The sequence below is a fragment of the Sinorhizobium meliloti genome (assembly GCF_017876815.1).
Classification (GTDB): domain Bacteria; phylum Pseudomonadota; class Alphaproteobacteria; order Rhizobiales; family Rhizobiaceae; genus Sinorhizobium; species Sinorhizobium meliloti.
On sequence record NZ_JAGIOS010000002.1, the window covers coordinates 149,599 to 167,838 of the forward strand.

The following is an 18,240-nucleotide window of genomic DNA, read 5'->3' on the forward strand; positions in this document are numbered from 1 at the left end:
ATGCTTGACTTCGCCGGCCTTGGACTTTGGCTGAATCTCGCGATTTTCGCGGGGGCGGCCGTGGCAGTCTGGATGGCAGGAGTCAAAATCACTGGTTATGCCAATGCGATCAGCGAGAAGACGGGAGTAGGCCAAGCCTTCATTGGCGTCGTGCTTCTCGGCGGCATCACTTCCCTGCCGGAGCTGGCGGTAGGCGTGACCTCGTCGCTCAGCGGTGACGCCAGTCTCGCGGTCAACAGCATCCTCGGCGGCATCGCCATGCAGGTGGCGATCCTCGCCCTTGCCGACATGCTGATCGGCCGCCGGGCACTGACCTCGGTCATTCCCGACCCGGTCGTCATGCTGCAGGGCGGATTCAAAATCCTTCTCCTGTCGATCGTCGCCGCCTCGATCGTGGTGGGCGACGTGCCGGTGCTTTTCTCGGGCCTGTGGATGTGGCTGCTTGCAGCGGTCACGGGCTTCGGCATGTGGGTCTTGTCACGGACGCAGCGCGACAGGCCCTGGATAGCGAATGACGAGGAGGTCACGCCGGAGAAGGAGGAAGAGAGGGCGCGGAAGGAGGCCGAGGACAGCAAGAAGAAATCGCTGCGTGAGGTGGGCTGGGCGACTGCGGGCTGCGGCGCCGTCATCATCGTCGCAGGCTATCTGCTGTCGCGTTCGGGAGACGCGATCGCCGAAGCGACCGGACTCGGCCAGAGCTTCATCGGTGCGGTCCTCGTGGCGATTGCCACGTCGCTGCCGGAAGTCAGCACGGTGTTCAGCGCCACGCGTGCCGGCCTCTATACCATGGCCATGTCGGACATCTTCGGCACGAACCTCATAGATCTGTCCCTTCTTTTCATCATCGATGTCACCGGAGGTGCCGACGCGGTGATGAACGGCGCCGGGCGCTTCGAGGCGTTTGCAGCGCTGATCGCGATCACGGTCACGGCGATCTTCTTCATCGGACTGGTCGAACGGCGGGACCGGACAATCCTCAGGATGGGTTACGACTCCTTTGCGGTCCTCAGCGTTTACCTGGCGGGGCTGGTCGTCCTCTATTTCCTGCGCGACACTGGCGGTGGAGGCGGATGATGGAACTGCCAAATCCCGATCCCCGGCCCGAAGGCGAGGTCCGCGAACTGGAGCGCATCTGGGCGACGCCGCGCGGTTGGCGGCTGGTGACGGCTGTCAACAATACGGTGATCGGTCTTCTCTATCTCGGCGTCGCGTTTCTCTTCTTCCTGATGGCCGGTCTGCTGGCCGTCGTGATGCGCACGCAGCTCGCCCTCGGCGACAATCGCCTCGTCGACCAGGACCTCTACAATCAGATGTTCACGGTCCATGGCACGACGATGATGTTCCTCTTTGCGGTGCCGGCGGTCGAGGCGCTCGGCGTCATGCTGCTGCCGCAGATGCTGGCGGCGCGCGACTTGCCCTTTCCGCGCCTCAGCGCCTTCGCCATCTGGGCCTACGTGGTCGGCGGGCTGGTCTTCTTCTCGACCATCTTCTACGACCTCGCGCCGAAAGGCGGCTGGTTCATGTATCCGCCGCTGACGCTCATGGAGTATTCGCCGGGTGACAACGCCGATTTCTGGCTGCTCGGCATCGGCTTCATCGAGATTTCGGCGATCGCCGGGGCAGTGGAGATCGTCGTTGGCGCGCTGAGGACGCGGCCGCCGGGCATGTCGCTCGCCAAGATGCCGATCTTCGCCTGGACGATGCTGATCTTCGCCAGCATGATCATGTTCGCCTTCCCGGCGGTGATCCTGGCGACGATGATGCTGGAGATCGAGCGGGCGTTCGGATGGCCCTTCTTCACAGCCGCACTCGGGGGAGATCCGCTGCTCTGGCAGCATCTCTTCTGGTTCTTCGGGCACCCGGAAGTCTACATCATCTTCCTTCCGGCCGCGGGCCTCGTCTCGATGATGGTACCGACGATGGCCCGCACGCCGCTCGTCGGCTATCACCTGATCGTCGTCGCCCTGATCGGCACCGGGTTTTTCAGCTTCGGGCTCTGGGTGCACCACATGTTCACGACAGGCATTCCGGCGCTGAGCCTCGCCTTCTTCTCCGCCGCCAGCATGGCGGTCGCCGTTCCCTCGGGCATCCAGGTCTTTTCCTGGATCGCGACCATCGCCGCGGGACGGGAGCGCTTCCGGATCACGACCGCATCGCTGTTCATTCTCGGCTTCCTGTTCATTTTCACCCTTGGAGGGCTTACCGGCGTCATGGTGGCCATGGTGCCCTTCGACCATCAGGTACACGACACCTATTTCGTCGTTGCACATTTCCACTACGTGCTGATCGGCGGTTTCGTATTTCCGCTGTTTGCGGCGATCTATTACTGGATGCCGCTCTTCAGCCGCCGGATGCTCTCGGAACGGCTGGGCCGGTGGGTGTTCTGGCTGATCTTCATCGGCTTCAACGTGACCTTCCTGCCGATGCATCTGACCGGACTCAGAGGAATGCCGCGGCGAGTCTGGACCTATCCCGGCGAAATGGGCTGGGACACGCTGAACCTCATCTCCACGGTGGGGACCTATGTGCTTGCCGTCGGCGTTCTCGTCTTTCTGGTGGATCTCGCCGCGAAGTTTCGCCTCGGGAATGGGCCTCAGGAGAACCCTTGGGGCGCGGGCACACTGGAATGGCTGCCGAACGACGTCTACTCGACCCGAAGCATTCCCCACATTACCAGTCGCGAACCGCTCTGGGACCGGCCGAGCCTCCCTCAGGAGGTACGCGACGGCCATCATTATCTTCCAAACGCTCCGACCGGCTGGCGAGAAACGATCGTGACCTCGCCGATCCATGCCCGTCCGCAATATGTCATCCAGATGCCCGGTCCCGGCTGGCCGCCTTTCCTCGCGGCCGTCTTCACGGCCGCGTTCTTCCTGCTGCTGACGGTCAAGATGGTGACGATCGCGACCATCTGCGGAGTTCTCGCCATCGCCTTCATCCTAGTCTGGGCCTGGGGGCTCGACCCCGGGCCTTCGAAAGGCATGATCGAAATCGCCAAGGGCGTCCGTCTTCCCACCTATATGAGCGGCCCGACGTCGCACTCCTGGTGGGCGATGGTGGTCCTGATGTTCGTTGCGGCGTCCCTCTATCTCGCCTATGTCTTTTCCTACCTGTTCCTCTGGGTCGTCTCGCCGGAGGTCTGGGCACCAATCGGTTCCCCGGAACCACCGCCGCTTGGCTGGCCCTTGGGGTCCGCGGCGCTGCTTCTCGCCGGCTCGGGTATCCTATGGCTTGTCAGCCGCAGGCTGGGCGTGTTCTCGGCGTCGCGCGTGGCAATGTCGGTCGCTCTGCTTCTTTCGCTCGCCTGCCTGACGGGTGCGTTCGCACTTGAACTCCGGGGACACTTGGCGACTGGCTTGAGCCCCAAGGGGAACGCCTACGGAGCCATGGTTTATCTCGGCGCCGTTCTCTTCGCTCAGCTCGTCTTCGCCCTGGTGATCATGGGGCTGTTCGCAATGGCGCGGCATCTGGCCGCGAAGCTGGATGCCGTCCGGCGGGTGACCTACGACAGCTACGCGCTGCTCTATCACTACACCGTCGCCCAGTCGCTGCTGGGCCTCGGACTGATTCACGGCTTCCCGCGACTGATCGGATAGGTGCGTCATGAACGATCCAATCCGCGAACCACCCATTGCCGGCGCAATTCTCTTTCTTCTGGCCGGGCCGATCCTTTGGGGTGGACATCTGCTTGCCGTCTATACCTTCCACGCCGTGGCATGCGCCGCCGGGGGCCCGTGGGCGACCACCATCGTTCCGGGATCCATCGTTGTGGCCACACTCGCCGCGGCCGGAGCACTCTTGCTGGCCTTCTCGTTTCCGGGAAAGCTCGCGCAAGCGCTGCGCTGTGCCGACCAGGGAGACGACCAGCCCTTCCTGATCCGCGCGGAACGCCTTCTGACAGTCCTGGCCCTAACGGGTGTCCTGTGGACCGGCTCGGGAGCACTCGCGCTTGCGCCATGCGCACAGTTCAGGTGATATCTAAGCCGAACCGCGCAACATGATCTCCGCGCTCAGCAAAATGCGTTCGTCCTCCCGAAAGGCTTCGCCGTTGCCGGATGTTTCGCCGAGCTTGAACAGGAGCAGTTCGATCGCCAGCCTGCCGATTTCGTTGTAGTTCTGCGCGACCGTCGTCAGTGGCGGACAGGTGTAGCGGGACAAGGGATGGTCGTCGTGGCCGGCGACCCTCAGATCACTGTCGGCATCGCGCCCGACCTTCAGGCCCGACTGAAACGCGGCGGCAATGACGCCGAAGGCGACGCGGTCGTTGGCGCAAAGAACGGTTTGCGTCGGGAAACCGCCCTTTGACAGGATGCGGAGCGTCTCGTCGAAGCCGAACTTCTCGAAGTCCCAGGAGGCATATGCCGTCGTCTCCACGACCTCCGGTTTCATCTTCAGTTGCCGCATGGCCTCGACATAAGCGTCCTGGCGCGCCATGGCGTTGTTGTTGACCGGGGGCATGCCGAGATAGCAGGGCGGCCCGCCCGAACGGCAGAGATAGTCGACCATCAGCCTGAAGCTCTGCCGGTTGTCGGTTCCGACGAAGGAGGAACTGTCGTCGAGCGGCGAGTCGACATAGATCAGCGGGATGCTTTGTCCGAGCGCACTCAGCTTCTGGTGATGCGACTGGACGCCGAGCGGCGCGATGATCGCGCCGGCGACGTTCATCGACTTGAAGGTTTCGATCGCCCGTTCTTCCATCTCCGGCCTGCCGTCCGAGGAAAGGACGAAGGCGAGGAACCCCGCCTGATCGGCAATGTGCTCGATCCGGCGCGTCAGAGCCATGTAGAACGGGTCCGTCGAATTGGGCACGATGACCCCGAGGATGTTGGTTCGGCGGCGGTTCAGGTTGACGGCGAAGATGTTCGGCCGAAAGCCGGATTGCTTTATCGCCGCCTCGATGGCGTCGCGCGTCTTCTTGCGCACCGATGAGGGATCGTTGAAATATTTGGAGACGGTGGGGCGCGACAGGCCGACGAACTCCGAAAAATCCTCCATCGTCTTGATCTGTCTCGTCACGGTCGAAGCGTCCCCGCTCATCTGATTTGATCTTTCGGAATATTCACCGATCACGGCGCTTCCGCTAGAGCGGGTTGAGGAAAAGTGTCAGCGGTTTTCCGCCGCCCGCATCCCGCGTCTCAACTTCTTGATCTAGACCCGGCACGCTGCGAAATAATCCTGCAGAACAGCGTCGACGGCGGCAAGTGCCAACGGCTTGGCCTGCGGCGCGACCTCGCCATTGCGAACGCGCGCGTAGCTGCCGGCGAGAAACTGGCTGATCAGCGTTTCCGGGATCGCGACGCCGTCGAGCAGAGACATGAGTTCGTCGACGGCTGCAGCGGCCTTCGGATGCGGCCAGTAATAGCGGATGCGGTCGCTATAGGAGAAGTGCCGCTGAAGTCGCTGCTCTTCCGCCGAGCCGTGGTAGTATTTTGCCCAGTTCGCCGGTTCCTCGCGCATCACCGCTTCCGTGACTTCGGCAAGCGTCCGCTCACGCGCAGCCGGAAAGAGAAAGGCAGCGATCTGGTCGAGGCCGTAGAGGGCTTCGCGAAGAGCAAAGGTGAGGCCGGGTCCGACCTTCAGGATCGCGAAGCCGTCGGCGACCAGTTCGCGAAGCGCATCCGGCGTCTGGTAATCGGTGGAATGGGCCTCGAAGACCATCCCGTGAAGTTGGCCCAGAGTGGCGCTGAGCTTTTCGGCCCTGGCACGATCATAGGCAATGACGTTCTCGTTGCCGAATTCCACGCCCGGCTGGACGACGGCGCCAACGACGCGGCTGAAGGCCCCGGCGGCGCCGGCCTCCTCGAACGCCGCGCGATGGACGCGCACGGTCTCGATGGCAGCTTCGGGAGCAGTCACTTCGAGGGTGTCTAGCTCCTCGAGCGCGCCGCCCGGTATCGGGACTTCGGTGCCGATGATGTAGACCGGGAGTACGCCCCCACGGCCGCCGACGGCATCCTCGGCGACGGCCGCCAGCCGCGCCGCGCGGGCCGCCGTGGTGGCGTCGGGCAACGCCGTCGGTTCGCCGGCGCATCCCATGCTGGTGTCGAGATGCAGCTTGGTGAAGCCGGCTTTCGCATAGGCCGTGATCATCGCCTCTGCCTTGGCCATCGCCTCATCGGCGGGGAGATGCTTCCAGGGATTGGGGCCGAGATGGTCGCCGCCGAGCAGGATCTTCTCCCGGGGGAATTCGATCCGGTCGGCGATGGCGCCGACGAAGCGGGTGAAATCCTCAGGCGTCATGCCCGTATAGCCGCCGTCCTGATTGACCTGGTTACAGGTCGCTTCGATCAGCACCGGCGCTTTCTCCCGGTGTGCGCGCAGCATGGCAGCTTCGATGACGAGCGGGTGCGCGGAACAGATCGACGGTATTCCGCGCGGGCCGGGACGCTCGCTCCACCGGGCGATGTCGATGAGATGGTTCTCTTGCATGATCAGGCCTGTTGCTCGCTGATGAATCGTTCGAGTTCCGCGCGTGTCGAAGCGCCTTCCATAGGGCCGAAGTGCATGACGGCGCGGGCGCCGGAAGCGGCGGCGAATTCAAGGGCCTCGCGAGGGCTCGCCCCGTTGAGCCAGAAGCTGACGAAGGTGGCTCCGAAGCAATCGCCGGCCCCGGTCGGGTCGATCTCCTCGACCGGGAAGCCCGGCAGGGAGAGCGCCGCCCCGGCATCGAAATAGCTGGCGCCCGCCGCGCCGCGTTTGACGACGACGGCTTTGATGCCGGATGCGAGGAGTTCCGCAACCGCCTGACTTTCCGTCTTTGCTTCGGTGAAGAGGAAAAGCTCGTCTCCGCTCGGCAGGAAGAGATCGGTCTCGGCGAGCACCGTAAGCAGCGCCTCGCGCATACCGGGGCTTTTGAGGATCTCCGGACGAAGATTCGGGTCGAAGGAGACCGTGCCCCCGCCGGCCTTGACGATGCCGATCGCGGCGAGAATGCTCTCGACCACGCTCGGCGCGTAGAGCGAAGAGCCCATGACATGGACATGGCTGCATTCGCCGACGAGCCGGGTCATGCGCTCGTCGAGCGTGATCTTGCCGCAGGCGCTGTCGCGGATGTTGAACACGAAAGCGCGGCTGCCATCGGGCCGGTAGCGGACGAAGGCGCTGCCGGTCGTGGCGAGCGGATCGACCTCGATGCCGGAAATGTCGACGCCGTCGCGCTTGAGGCGTTCGAGGTTGACCGTGCCGAAATCATCCCCTCCGACGCGGGAGATGATCGCGCATGGCTGACCGAGCTTGCCGGCCTGGTCGATGAAGATGGCCGGTGCACCGGAAGGGAAGGGGCCGATGAGCGGCGTCGCCTTCCGGAACCCGTCACCCTTCTCGGTCGCGATGATCTCGACGAGAATCTCGCCGATCGTCAGTATCTTGTGCATGTGGATGTCACTCGTGTCGGGGTTCAGCGCTTTGCCTGCTTGGCACGGACGTCGAGCCAGACGGCGACGAGGATCACCAGTCCCTTGACGATCAGCTGGTAGAAGTAGGGGACGGAGAGCATGTTCATGCCGTTGTTCATGACGCCGATGATGAGCGCGCCGATCAGCGTGCCGACCATGGTTCCGACGCCGCCCGCAAGGCTGGTGCCGCCGAGAACGGCCGCGGCGATGGCGTCAAGCTCGTAGCTCATGCCCGCATTGGTCTGTGCGGAGAACAGGCGGGAGGAAAGCAGCACGCCGCTGATGGCCGCCATCACGCCGGAGATCATGAAGATCAGGATCTTCAGCCGGTCGACCTTGATACCGGAGTAGACGGCCGCCTCACGGTTGCCGCCGGTCAGATAGGCGCGCCGGCCGAAGCTCGTCTTGCTGAGCACGATCTGATTGATGACGAAGAGAACGGCGACGACCCAGATGATGATCGGCAGTCCCAGGAAGCTCTCGGTACCGATTGCGGTCCAGGTTTCGTTCTCGATCATGGCCGGTGCTCCGTTGGTCGGCAGGCTGACCATGCCGCGATAGATACCCATGGTCGCGACCGTGACGATGAAGGACGGCAAGAGCAGTTTGGCCGTCAGCACCCCGTTCAACATTCCCATCAGGGCGCCGGCGGCGAGCGTCAGCGCGATTGCCGGCGCGAAACCCATTCCGAAGGCAAAGCATTGCGCCCCGACCATTCCTGCCACCGCGATGATCGAGCCGACGGAAAGATCGATCTCGCCGAGCAGGATCACCCATGTCATCCCGAAGGCCGCGATCGCAACAACGGCGACCTGCTGCAGGATGTTCATGAAGTTTACAACCGTCATGAAGCGCGGGTTGAAGAAGGAAAAGACGATGCAGAGCATCACCAGCGAAAGGAAGATGCCGCCATATTGCTTGAGAGCCCGAACCAGGGCGGCTTTGGCTGCTGTGTTCTGTGTCATGATTGAAAACCTGTCGCGTGAGCCATGATCGTCTCTGGAGTGAGGGCAGAGCCTTCGAGCGTGGCGCCGGGCGCGCCCTCATGCATGACGACCACGCGGTCGCTCATTCCCAGGACTTCGGGCAGGTCGGAGGAGATCAGCAGAATTGCCGTTCCCTCGGCCGCCAGCTCGCGGATGATCTTGTAGATTTCGAATTTCGCGCCGACGTCGACGCCGCGGGTCGGCTCGTCGAGGATCAGCACCTTGGGTCGCGTGAGCAGCCACTTGGCGAGCACGATCTTCTGCTGGTTGCCGCCGCTGAGCGCCCCCGCCGGCGTTTCCAGCGAGTTCGTCTTGATCGAGAGCTTCCCGACCTGTTCGGATGCCGCGGCCCGTTCCGCGCCGTTGCGGATGAAGCCCAACCCTCCGGCGAAGTCTGCGAGAGCCGCCATGGATATGTTCCACTCGACGCTATGGCCGAGGACGAGGCCCTCTTCCTTCCGGTTCTCCGTCACGAAACCGACGCCGCGGGCGATGGCCTGGTCCGGGGAACGGAACCGCACGACCTCGCCATCGAGGCGCACCGTGCCTGCGGCGCTCTTCATGCCGAAAAGCGCGTTCATCACCTCCGAGCGGCCCGAACCGACAAGCCCGAAGAAGCCGACGATCTCACCGGCGCGCACGTCGAAGGACACGTCCTGAAACTCGCCTTCGCGCGTCAGCCGGTCGACTGCAAGGACCGGGGCCCTGTCCGCCGCCACATGGTGCACCGGCGGTGGGTAGATTTCGTCCATGCGGCGCCCGACCATCAACGCGATGAGCGTCTCGATGGTGACCTCGTCGCGCGCATGCGTCGAGACATATTCGCCGTCTCTGATGACGGTGATGTCGTCGCTGAGCCGCATGATCTCTTCCATGCGGTGCGAAATATAGATGATCGCGGCGCCGCGCTGCCTCAGCCGGCCGATGATCTCGAAGAGGATCTCGGCCTCGCTGTCGCTGAGTGAGGAAGTCGGCTCGTCCAGAATGACGACCTTGGCATCATGGCTCAGGCCTTTGGCGATCTCGACGAGCTGTCGCTGGGCAATCGAGAGATTGCCGACCTTCTCCGTCACGTCGATGGGAAGTCTGAGGTCGGCTACGATCCGGTGCGCCTTCGCGACGAGCGCCTTGTCGTTGATGAAGCCGAAACGGCGCGGCTCGCGCGTGGCGAGGATATTCTCAGCGACCGTCAGATTGTTGCAGAGGCTCAATTCCTGGAAGACGATCGCCAGCCCGAGCGAGGCGGCCTCCTGCGGGTTGGCGGGCCGGTAGGCCTGCCCGTCGAGAACGATCTCTCCTGACGTTGCCCCGTGCACGCCGGCGAGAATCTTCATCAATGTCGATTTGCCGGCGCCGTTTTCGCCGAGCAGCGTATGAACCCGGCCGCGCCGGACTTCGAGCCGCATCCCCTTGAGGGCGGCGACCTGCCCGAAGGATTTGGTGACATCGGTGATCTTGAGAATGGTATCCGCAGCGGAACCATGCATGGCGGGCCTCCTTCAGCCGGACCGGAGCGTATCCGGCACCATGCGCCGGATACGCTCGTGGTATGCCGCCGCCCCGAGGCGGCAGCCGTCCTGGGAGGGACCTATTTCCCGGTATAGACGCCCGGTACGATCGGCTGCTCGGCCGGTACCGTCTCGCCGGCGACGACCTTTACGGCGGTGTCGATCGCCTGCTTGCCCATCTGGTCCGGGAATTGCTGGATCACGCCGACCATCACCGGATTGCCATCGACGGCATCGCGTGCTTCCTTCATGCCGTCGAAACCGATGACCTTGACCTGCGATTCCAGTCCGGCGGCCTTGACGGCAACGGCCGCGGCAAGGGCCGCATCGTCGCCGAAACCGAAAATGCCGGTAATGTCGGGATTGGCCTGCAGCATGTTCTGTGCGGCAGCGAGGGCTTCGGCGCGGGTGATGCCCGTCTGCGTCGCGACGATCTCCATTTCCGGATGCTTGGCGATCGCTTCCTTGAAGCCGTTGACGCGATTGACCACCGACTGAACGGTCGGATAGTCGATAATGGCGACCTTGCCCTTGTTTCCGAGAACCTCGGCCATGAGCTCGCCCGCCTTCACGCCGCCGGTGAAATTATCGGTGCCGATATGCGACGTCACCGTCGCGCCATTAGCGGGAACGTCGACGGTGATCACCTTGATGCCGGCTTTTTCCGCCTTTGCGATGGCGGCGCGTACGCCCTGGCTGTCGACAGGCGAAATGACGATCACATCAACGCCCTTGACGATGAAGTCCTCGACGTCGGCGAGCTGCTTGTTGAGGTCCTGATTGGCGATCGCCACCTCGAGCGCGACGTTCTTCTCCTTGGCTTCGGCTTTCATCGCCTCGGCGAGCTCGATGTAGAACGGGTGCTGCTGGGTCAGGAGCGATGCGCCGATGCCGTCGGCGAAGGCGCCGGATGCCAGCAATGTGAGCGCGGTGCCGGCGACGAGAGTTTTGAGAATGCGGGGCATGTTCATGGTTCCCTCCCTTGGAAACGGCGGGCCTTCAACGTTTGCAACCAGGCAGGCAGGCCCTCCCGTCCCTGACCTTGGCAGGGAGTAAACATCACAAAACTTACCGCGCGTCAATTTTAAAAAGTACGCATACCAATAAAGATGAGCGCACGAGAAAATATTAGCCGGAGCTTCGATCCCCCGGATATTGCGGCACGGGAAGGGGAGGCAACCAGCTCTCCCGCCGGACGACCCAGATCTCGTATTGCGGATTGAGAGCGGCCGGGGCGTCGTCCAGTGAACCGACGCGAATTTCGGTTTCCTCTTCTCCCGGGTTGAAGAGCCGCGATCCGCAGTCGGGGCAAAAGCCACGGCCGGCGAATATCTTGACTTCGCCAGAGCTCTTGAAAGCCCGGGTGGGCCAGACGGCGAAGGTCACGAAAGAGGAGCCGCTTTCCTTGCGGCAGTCCGCACAATGGCAAAGTCCCACCCGCAAAGGTTCTCCGCTCACCTCATATCTCAGCGCTCCGCAAAGGCACCCGCCTGTTCTCGTAATCATCTGCTGGCATCTCCAATCTGGCTGGACTTCGAGCGGGATCAAGGAAAGGCGCATGCGCGTTCCGCCGGCATCCCGCTCCAACTCTTTCAAATCTCCGATGTTTCATGATTTGTTTTGGCCGGACAGGAAGCCATCCCAGCCGTCGGGGCATGCGGCCCTTGGGGAGCGGGCGGCGTGACCCTATCTAAGAGGCGGTGCAACCACCTGAAGGCGAAGGCTCATGTCAGAAAAGCCGATCAGAATTCCAGGCCCCGACCATCCGATCACTGTCGAACGCAATCCCGGACGCGTCGTCGTCAAGCTCGATGGCCGCGTCGTAGCCGATACGCGCGACGCGCTCACATTGCGCGAGGCGTCCTATCCGCCCGTGCAGTACATCCCCCGCAACGACGTCGACATGTCGCTGCTTGCGCGCACCGATCATGGGACCTATTGCCCCTACAAAGGCGATGCGTCCTATTACAGCATCGCAGCCGGTGGCGAGCGCTCGAAGAATGCCGTCTGGACCTATGAGAATCCGCATGACGCGGTCCGTGAAATCAAGGACCACATGGCGTTCTATCCGGACCGGGTGGATTCGATCGAGGAAAGCTAAGCGGCAGGCCCGTAACTCGGCAAGCGCCGAATGACGGCTTCCGGCATCGCCGCAACCTGCAATCGTCAGGGATGCACGGCCTTCAGAGGCTTGGGACGACGAAGTCGAACCTTCCAGTGCTCCGGTCATCGTCGAGCGCCATGACCAGCCTCGGATCGAACAGCCTGTCGCCGTGGTTTCTAGGATGGTCGGGAAAGTAGAGCTGGGTAGTCAACACCTCGCCGCCTCGTGGTTGCACGCGGATATGATAATGGGCCGTGCGGAACGAATAGTGCTGCGTCAGGATCGTGTCGAAACCCCACCGACCGGCATCATCGGTAAGCTGATAGGCGCGCCAGCGATAGCCGTCGTTGTCATATTCGCCACGCTCGTCTGCATGCCAAATCTCGACCATCGCCTCCGGCACTGGCCGGCAGCCGGTATCGAACACAAAACCGCGCAGGGAAAACCGACGTCGCGATCCGGCATCGGCCGTGAGATCGTTTCTTTGCGGCGCGTTGGGACGGTAGAATGGACCTTGCGTCTGCTGCGGCGTGGACACTGATCCCGTTTCGCATGCAGGCGTGAGAGGGAGTGCCGAGAGCTGCGCCCAAACATGGGCGGACGATCCGGTGAAAATCATAGCTGGCGGTGCGGCCAGCAATGACTGTAGGACAGTTCTGCGCGTCTGTTTCATGGGTTTGGTCCCTTGAGCATCAATATATTAAGGCGGCCGGAAAGCGAATACATTCACCAGCCCTGCAGCCAGGATCAGCGTCTTGAGCTGGAAGGCCGGGTACGCGATGTAAGCTCCACCCCGGACGGAAAACAGCATCATGCCGGAGATCAGCGCGAGCGCCAGCCCGAAAGCGGCAACCGGCACGCATGTCGCCAACCATTCCCGCCAACGATCCGCCATCCACAAGCCCGCGGTTCTCAGGTCGGAGCTGACGATTGCACCGACGAGCAAAGCTGATCCCGACGACATGTGCAGCGTTGACCGAGGCATAGGCAACCCGGCTGGCGCGGAGATAGCCGATCTGCGACGAACCGGCGACAACATCGAGGATCTCAGTCAGCATTCTTCGACCATATAGCTCATTGCGACGGTACGGCTCTCCACCTCACCCCCCGGCAGCTGCAGCCACTGGACGTTGAGTTGGCGTGGCGGGTCGCAATTCCGTACAGCGACCGCAGCAATCCGGTCTCCTCTAGCGATGCGGTCGCCGAGCGATGAATATTGGGCCGTCGGCGGCAGTTCGAGGACAACAGTCTGTCCAACGACGTCTTCAGGAACCGTCAGCGATTGCGCGTCGAGAAAGCTGGCTGCAGGACCAAGGTCGGGCAGGGGCGCAGGCATGGACAAATCGCTGGAGATCTCGACGGTAAGTTCGGAGTGTGGATTGCCGAAATACGCTTCGACCACCAACCCCTCGACCCAGACGGGTGTGGCAAGATTGTACCGCCCGTCGAAGCCGTGATGGGCTCGCGCGATGCCGACCAGGATGAGGCCCAGAAGCAACCCTGTTCCCGCGGTCCTTCTCAACATCTTGCCCAGGGGCAAGGCACCGGCGGCTGGAAACCCTTTCAAGTTCATCATCGTTTCCTTTGGCTAAGGTGCTTCGCCAGTTGAAGGGCTGCGCACCCTTTGTTCACGCAGAGCGAAAAGTTGGCATGTGTTGGCGGTGGCGTCGGGATGCGGGGCTCGCCGGCATCGAACCGATCTCGATGACCAACACCCTTGGCAGCGGCACCTCCGCGCCCAGATGTCGGGCTACGGAAGCCATGATATTGTTGACCACCTCGCAAAAGCAGATCGCTACCGCACGTCATCTACGCAATGCCACCATTCGCGTATACGACTTGACCGTTCACCCAAGACGCACCGCCGCTGCACAAGAGAGAAATGACATTGGCGATGTCGTTCGGCTCGCCGAGCCGTCCATGGGGCGTGCGTTTTACAAAACCAGCGAGCTCCGCTTCAGTTTTGCCGTCGGTGAACAGTGTCGTGTTGACCACGCCCGGAGCAATCGCATTGACGGAGATGTTCCGCCCCGCCAGCTCCTTCGCCAAAACGGTGGCATACAGTTCCTGAGCCATTTTCGAGGCCGCGTAAGGTCCGTAGGTTTCCGTGCGGAACCTGGTAATGGTGGAGGAAAGCGGGAATATCCGGCCACCGTCGCGAACGCGCCGCGCGGCTTCGCGCAACGTGTGGAAGCTCCCGAGGATGTTGACGTCGAACATGTGGTTGACGTCTTCGTCGGACATGTCGGCGAAGGGTGCCAGATGCATGACCCCGGCGTTTGCCACCACGACGTCGATGCCGCCGAACGCCTCTTCGCCGGCATCGAACAGCGCTCGCACGGCTGCGGGATCCCGCACATCCGCCTGCCGCCAGATAGCCGGGCTTCCGCTGGCCTCGATGTCGCGCGCGACCTGGGCTGCCAGATCCCTGTTCACCACGCAATTTACCACCACTCGATAGCCGTCGCGGCCTAGCTGTCGTGCCGTTGCCGCACCTATTCCTCTGGACGAGCCAGTTACCAGTGCAACTCTTGGACGGCCGGCAGTTCCCGGCACCGTTCCGTCCGGCGTTGCCGCGGACTGCGCTTGAGCCAAGCCTGCCATGGCGGCCGATGTGGCAAGAACGCCAGCTCCGGCCAGCAGCTTGCGCCGCGACACCGCATTGGTACCGGACACATTCTGGTTATCTGTCACTTTCATCTCCTTTTCGGCGATTGAGTCGACGCTGCGTCGACCGAGTTTCCCATAACCGGTGAATTCAAAGGCGCACGCTTCATCGCGGCATCACACGAGAGCGTCTCACTCAGCTTGAACCGAGCATCTCGACGGCCTTGTCGAAGTTCCCGTTTCGCTCCGCCCAGCGCAGGAAGCCGACCCGTTCCACCAGAATTTCTCGGGGCGTCGGCTGCTGGAGGAACAGCGTCATTGTCTCGTCGATAAAGGCGGCCAAGGGCATATAGCCTTCGCGCGTAGATTGGCCGGGTGTGAGTTCGGTTTGCACCGCAGGCGGTGCAAGCTCGATGACCTCGACCTTTCCCTTGAGCTGTTCGCGCAGCGAGACCGTGTATGAATGGATTGCCGCCTTTGTGGCGTTGTAGGTCGGCGTGCTGCTCATAGGCACGAAGGCAAGACCGGAGCTCACATTGACGATGGTCGCCTCCGACTGCCTGATGAGATGATCGATCAGCTCGTTCGTCAGCCGGATCGGTGCCAGAAGATTAGTGGTGATCGTCTGCTCTGCGTCACGCAGGTCACGCTTCCCGGACAGGTCCTCCCGACGCATGATGCCGGCATTATTGACCAGTACGTTCAGGGCCGGGTGCTCGGTCAGCACGCGCCCGGCGAATTCCCTGATGTGGTCACGATCGTCAACGTCGACCGCCACTGCGTACATGTCCTGGCGGCCGGCGATCGTTTCCTCCAGCGTCTCCATGCGCCGGCCTGCTACAATCACGGTGTTTCCGAGCGCGTTGAAACGCTGGGCCAACTTCCGGCCAATCCCGGAGCCGCCGCCGGTAATGAGAATTGTGTTTCCCGTCGTTTTCACTTTGAACTTTCTCCACCTCTATCTGCGGACCGTTGCTCTCCCCATAGGTCTGCCATTTCGGTGGCGGACATCCGAAAGCAAGAGGATCTGCATCCACGTTGTCAGGAGTTTTTTACAGCGAACGCGAGCATGGAAGCTTGCCCTGGCCTGCGCATAACTTGCCTTATCCTGCAGGGGCGGTGAAACTCCCTCGCTGACGTGCTACGTTCAGGCCGAAAAGCAGGAACAAGCGATATGAATGCGCTCAAGCAAGCTGTCCGGACCTATGCACGCTGCCACGCGAACCGCGACGGCTTGGCCGTCACTACCGTGCCAGGGTTGCGCACGATGTGCGTTGAAGATCCGGCCGGCGACCTACACTCCGTCTACCGGCCACTCGTCTGTTTCGTGCTGCAAGGCGCGAAGCGCATGATAGTGGGAAGCGAAGAACGTGTATTCTACGGAGGACAATCCGTCATCGTGGCGGCCGACATGCCTGTGGTCGGACGGATCGTCGAGGCGAGCTCGGGTGCGCCCTATCTTGCGATCGCAGTGGAACTGGAGATGGCGCTCCTGCGCGAAGTCGCGGCCCAGATCGGCGATACTTGCTCACTACGTTCATCGGGAATGCAAACGCTGTTCGCGGAAGATACCGAAGGAGCGATGCTCGATTGCGCGTCGCGCCTGATGCATCTTCTGGACCGACCGGACGCGGTGCCGATTCTGCGGCCCGGCATCATGCGGGAACTGCATTACTGGCTCCTATCGGGTCCGCATGGTCCTGCGCTGCGGACGCTTGCCGACCCCGACAGTTATGCCGGCCGCCTGGCTGCCGCCATAGCGATTCTCAGGACCGAGTATCGCTCGCGCGTGCCTGTCGAACGCCTCGCAGCGGCAGCGGCGATGAGCCTCACCGCATTTCACAAGCACTTCAAGATGATGACCTCGTTGACGCCGGGACAGTATCAGAAGCGACTGCGTCTCATCGAAGCACGACGTCTCATGCTCGACCAAGGCTTCTCGGCAAGCAACGCGGCATTCGAAGTGGGCTATGAAAGCGTTTCCCAGTTCACGCGCGAGTATGGTCGGCTCTTCAACATGCCGCCAAAGCAGGACGCTCTCCGCGCTCGAGCCATTTCATCAATCTTCAAGCACTCTCAAGCGGATGCATTGGGCGCAGAGCTTCATTAGCGTCGTGGCCAATGTCCTCCACGAACACCCTCTGCAAGGCTCATTCTAACCCCGCTCCGCGATCCGCGCCGCAGTCAGGGCCACGCCGTCGGCTATGCGGTTGCGCGCGATCGACGAGTAGCCCATGCGGAAGAAGCGGCATGGGCCGTCGTCCTTCGGGAAGAAGGGCGACCCGGATTCGATCAGCACGCCGTCCTTTCGCAAAGCGTTCATCAGCAAGTCCGCATCGAGACCTTCCGGCCCCTCGATCCAGAAGGACGTGCCGCCGAAAGCCGCAGATCCGGCGATCTCCAATCCGGCATCCCGGAGGGCAGCGTCCATGATGATGTGGCGGCGATGATACTCCTCGCGCATGCGGTGCAGCACGGCATCATAGTGTCCGAGCGCCAGGAAATAGGCGGCCGTTCTCTGGAGGTGCCCCGGCGGATGCCGCAACATCAAGGCCCGTAGTGCCCGCGCCTCCCGGATCACGGCAGCCGGCGCCACCAGATAGCCGAGACGCAGGCCGGGAAACAACGACTTGGAGAAACTGCCGATGTAGAAGACCCGGCCGCAGCGGTCGAAGGCCTTGAGGGCCGGGGAGGGGGGCGCCAGAAAGCTCATCTCGAACTCGTAATCGTCCTCGACGATTATGAAGTCCTTGGAGGCGGCCGCCTCGAGCAAGGCCGCCCGCCGTTCGATCGGCATCGTCGCGCCGGTCGGCGAATGATGGCTGGGCGTGACGAACACGGCATCGACCTCTTCTGGAAGCGCGGCGGGCGGCAGGCCGTCCTTGTCCACGTCGACGAAGGTGATCCCGGCGCCGCTCAAGCGAAGCGATGCACTCATGTCGGGATGGCAGGGGTTCTCGCAGACCGCATGGGCGCCCTGACGCAACAGGAGCTGGATGACGATCCAGAGGGCGTTCTGCGCGCCCACCGTCACCAGGATCTCGTCGGGGTTCGCGCGGATGCCGCGGCCCGGCAATGTGCGCGAGCAGATATAGTTGACAAGCTGGATGTCGTCCGCCGCCGCGAAGTCGCCCGCCATCAGCTCGAAATCCTCGCGCGCCAGCGCCCGTCGCGCGCAGTCGCGCCAGGCCGTGAGGTCGAACAGCGACGGGTCCATCTGACCGTATAGGAACGGATAAGGGTAGGTTCGCCAGTCGAGGGGCTTACGCATCTGCTTGGCCACGATGAAGGTCGAGCGCAACTTGGCCGACCAGTCGATGGCATCGGCCGCAGCATGGGCGGCCTGCATCGCGATGGCTGTCGTTGGGGGCTTGCCGGCCACACGGTAGCCGCTCCGGTTCGCCGCCTCCACATAGCCCTGGGAAGCGAGTTCCTGATAGGCGAGCGTTACGGTGATCCGCGAAATATTCAGATAGGCCGCAAGCTTGCGGCTGGAGGGCAATTGGGCGCCCGGCGCCAGGCGGCCCGACAATACGGCCGAAACGATCGTTTCGCGGATCTGCGCCTGCAGGCCCGTTTGGCTGGCCCGGTCAAGGAAAAAGATCGTTTCGGAGACGGTCGAGCCCGCCATTGTTCACCTC

18 protein-coding genes are annotated in these 18,240 nt (G+C 62.6%); 5 read left to right on the forward strand and 13 right to left on the reverse strand.

Features of this window, described 5'->3' with window-relative positions; translation table 11 throughout:
- The 3 genes from JOH52_RS19645 to JOH52_RS19655 are packed head-to-tail and all read left to right on the forward strand — an operon-like array spanning position 1 to position 3,975.
- Positions 1–1,074, forward strand: a complete 1,074-nt coding sequence (locus JOH52_RS19645) for a sodium:calcium antiporter (RefSeq protein ID WP_010975792.1) — start codon at positions 1–3, stop codon at positions 1,072–1,074.
- Complete coding sequence (ctaD, locus tag JOH52_RS19650) at positions 1,074–3,596, forward strand: cytochrome c oxidase subunit I (RefSeq protein WP_014527159.1); 2,523 nt, start codon at positions 1,074–1,076, stop codon at positions 3,594–3,596. The genes JOH52_RS19645 and ctaD overlap by 1 nt, the downstream gene beginning before the upstream one ends.
- 7 nt (positions 3,597–3,603) lie before the next feature.
- Positions 3,604–3,975 (forward strand): hypothetical protein, encoded by a 372-nt coding sequence (locus JOH52_RS19655; protein WP_010975794.1) that lies wholly within the window; start codon positions 3,604–3,606, stop codon positions 3,973–3,975.
- A 3-nt stretch (positions 3,976–3,978) separates the two neighbouring features.
- On the opposite strand, the gene JOH52_RS19660 is transcribed toward JOH52_RS19655, so the two are convergent.
- The 7 genes from JOH52_RS19660 to JOH52_RS19690 form a co-directional block, all read right to left on the reverse strand.
- The gene (locus JOH52_RS19660) at positions 3,979–5,037 is read right to left on the reverse strand and encodes a LacI family DNA-binding transcriptional regulator (protein ID WP_003532415.1); all 1,059 of its coding nucleotides are present in this window, start codon (positions 5,035–5,037) and stop codon (positions 3,979–3,981) included.
- A gap of 111 nt (positions 5,038–5,148) precedes the next feature.
- Positions 5,149–6,429, reverse strand: coding sequence for a D-tagatose-bisphosphate aldolase, class II, non-catalytic subunit (locus JOH52_RS19665; RefSeq protein WP_010975795.1), 1,281 nt, complete (start codon positions 6,427–6,429; stop codon positions 5,149–5,151).
- 2 nt (positions 6,430–6,431) lie between these two features.
- A complete protein-coding gene (locus JOH52_RS19670) occupies positions 6,432–7,373 on the reverse strand; it encodes a tagatose kinase (RefSeq protein ID WP_010975796.1) in 942 nt (313 codons plus the stop codon).
- 23 nt (positions 7,374–7,396) lie between these two features.
- Positions 7,397–8,359 carry an ABC transporter permease gene (locus JOH52_RS19675; RefSeq protein WP_010975797.1) on the reverse strand — a complete coding sequence of 321 codons (963 nt, stop codon included), beginning with the start codon at positions 8,357–8,359 and terminating at the stop codon, positions 7,397–7,399.
- A complete protein-coding gene (locus tag JOH52_RS19680) occupies positions 8,356–9,867 on the reverse strand; it encodes a sugar ABC transporter ATP-binding protein (RefSeq protein WP_017272126.1) in 1,512 nt (503 codons plus the stop codon). The genes JOH52_RS19675 and JOH52_RS19680 overlap by 4 nt, the downstream gene beginning before the upstream one ends.
- Positions 9,868–9,968: 101 nt before the next feature.
- A complete protein-coding gene (locus JOH52_RS19685; protein WP_010975799.1) occupies positions 9,969–10,859 on the reverse strand; it encodes a substrate-binding domain-containing protein in 891 nt (296 codons plus the stop codon).
- Between the two features lie 157 nt (positions 10,860–11,016).
- Entirely contained in the window at positions 11,017–11,394 is a 378-nt protein-coding gene (locus tag JOH52_RS19690) for a GFA family protein (protein ID WP_014527155.1), read from the reverse strand.
- 220 nt (positions 11,395–11,614) lie between these two features.
- Here JOH52_RS19690 and JOH52_RS19695 point away from each other — a divergent pair, with 220 nt between their 5' ends.
- Complete coding sequence (locus tag JOH52_RS19695) at positions 11,615–11,989, forward strand: DUF427 domain-containing protein (protein WP_014527154.1); 375 nt, start codon at positions 11,615–11,617, stop codon at positions 11,987–11,989.
- 82 nt (positions 11,990–12,071) lie between these two features.
- Here JOH52_RS19695 and JOH52_RS19700 read toward each other — a convergent pair whose 3' ends face one another.
- The 5 genes from JOH52_RS19700 to JOH52_RS19720 all read right to left on the reverse strand — a co-directional run bounded on the left by JOH52_RS19700 (position 12,072) and on the right by JOH52_RS19720 (position 15,539).
- Positions 12,072–12,665 carry a dioxygenase family protein gene (locus tag JOH52_RS19700; RefSeq protein ID WP_010975802.1) on the reverse strand — a complete coding sequence of 198 codons (594 nt, stop codon included), beginning with the start codon at positions 12,663–12,665 and terminating at the stop codon, positions 12,072–12,074.
- Positions 12,666–12,692: 27 nt separating this feature from the next.
- Positions 12,693–12,887, reverse strand: coding sequence for a hypothetical protein (locus tag JOH52_RS35130; RefSeq protein ID WP_227692205.1), 195 nt, complete (start codon positions 12,885–12,887; stop codon positions 12,693–12,695).
- Between the two features lie 156 nt (positions 12,888–13,043).
- Positions 13,044–13,568: a hypothetical protein gene (locus JOH52_RS19710; protein ID WP_014530386.1), complete on the reverse strand. Its 525-nt coding sequence runs from the start codon at positions 13,566–13,568 to the stop codon at positions 13,044–13,046.
- A gap of 233 nt (positions 13,569–13,801) precedes the next feature.
- A complete protein-coding gene (locus JOH52_RS19715; RefSeq protein WP_017268117.1) occupies positions 13,802–14,692 on the reverse strand; it encodes an SDR family oxidoreductase in 891 nt (296 codons plus the stop codon).
- 103 nt (positions 14,693–14,795) lie between these two features.
- The gene (locus JOH52_RS19720; protein WP_010975806.1) at positions 14,796–15,539 is read right to left on the reverse strand and encodes an SDR family oxidoreductase; all 744 of its coding nucleotides are present in this window, start codon (positions 15,537–15,539) and stop codon (positions 14,796–14,798) included.
- Positions 15,540–15,773: 234 nt separating this feature from the next.
- Between JOH52_RS19720 and JOH52_RS19725 the strand changes: the two genes are divergently transcribed.
- The gene (locus JOH52_RS19725; RefSeq protein WP_010975807.1) at positions 15,774–16,709 is read left to right on the forward strand and encodes an AraC family transcriptional regulator; all 936 of its coding nucleotides are present in this window, start codon (positions 15,774–15,776) and stop codon (positions 16,707–16,709) included.
- Positions 16,710–16,754: 45 nt separating this feature from the next.
- Here the strand turns inward: JOH52_RS19725 and pdxR are convergent, their stop codons facing one another.
- A complete protein-coding gene (gene pdxR, locus JOH52_RS19730) occupies positions 16,755–18,230 on the reverse strand; it encodes a MocR-like pyridoxine biosynthesis transcription factor PdxR (protein ID WP_010975808.1) in 1,476 nt (491 codons plus the stop codon).
- Between the last annotated feature and the right edge of the window lie 10 nt (positions 18,231–18,240).

Coding starts and splice junctions, on each gene's coding strand:
- JOH52_RS19700 (WP_010975802.1), bottom strand. CDS start 12,665: ATGAAACAGACGCGCAGAACTGTCCTACAGTCATTGCTGGCCGCACCG.
- JOH52_RS19670 (WP_010975796.1), bottom strand. CDS start 7,373: ATGCACAAGATACTGACGATCGGCGAGATTCTCGTCGAGATCATCGCG.
- JOH52_RS19690 (WP_014527155.1), bottom strand. CDS start 11,394: ATGATTACGAGAACAGGCGGGTGCCTTTGCGGAGCGCTGAGATATGAG.
- JOH52_RS19675 (WP_010975797.1), bottom strand. CDS start 8,359: ATGACACAGAACACAGCAGCCAAAGCCGCCCTGGTTCGGGCTCTCAAG.
- JOH52_RS19680 (WP_017272126.1), bottom strand. CDS start 9,867: ATGCATGGTTCCGCTGCGGATACCATTCTCAAGATCACCGATGTCACC.
- JOH52_RS19665 (WP_010975795.1), bottom strand. CDS start 6,429: ATGCAAGAGAACCATCTCATCGACATCGCCCGGTGGAGCGAGCGTCCC.
- ctaD (WP_014527159.1), top strand. CDS start 1,074: ATGGAACTGCCAAATCCCGATCCCCGGCCCGAAGGCGAGGTCCGCGAA.
- JOH52_RS19710 (WP_014530386.1), bottom strand. CDS start 13,568: ATGATGAACTTGAAAGGGTTTCCAGCCGCCGGTGCCTTGCCCCTGGGC.
- JOH52_RS19655 (WP_010975794.1), top strand. CDS start 3,604: ATGAACGATCCAATCCGCGAACCACCCATTGCCGGCGCAATTCTCTTT.
- JOH52_RS19695 (WP_014527154.1), top strand. CDS start 11,615: ATGTCAGAAAAGCCGATCAGAATTCCAGGCCCCGACCATCCGATCACT.
- JOH52_RS35130 (WP_227692205.1), bottom strand. CDS start 12,887: ATGGCGGATCGTTGGCGGGAATGGTTGGCGACATGCGTGCCGGTTGCC.
- JOH52_RS19685 (WP_010975799.1), bottom strand. CDS start 10,859: ATGAACATGCCCCGCATTCTCAAAACTCTCGTCGCCGGCACCGCGCTC.
- JOH52_RS19715 (WP_017268117.1), bottom strand. CDS start 14,692: ATGAAAGTGACAGATAACCAGAATGTGTCCGGTACCAATGCGGTGTCG.
- JOH52_RS19645 (WP_010975792.1), top strand. CDS start 1: ATGCTTGACTTCGCCGGCCTTGGACTTTGGCTGAATCTCGCGATTTTC.
- JOH52_RS19725 (WP_010975807.1), top strand. CDS start 15,774: ATGAATGCGCTCAAGCAAGCTGTCCGGACCTATGCACGCTGCCACGCG.
- pdxR (WP_010975808.1), bottom strand. CDS start 18,230: ATGGCGGGCTCGACCGTCTCCGAAACGATCTTTTTCCTTGACCGGGCC.
- JOH52_RS19660 (WP_003532415.1), bottom strand. CDS start 5,037: ATGAGCGGGGACGCTTCGACCGTGACGAGACAGATCAAGACGATGGAG.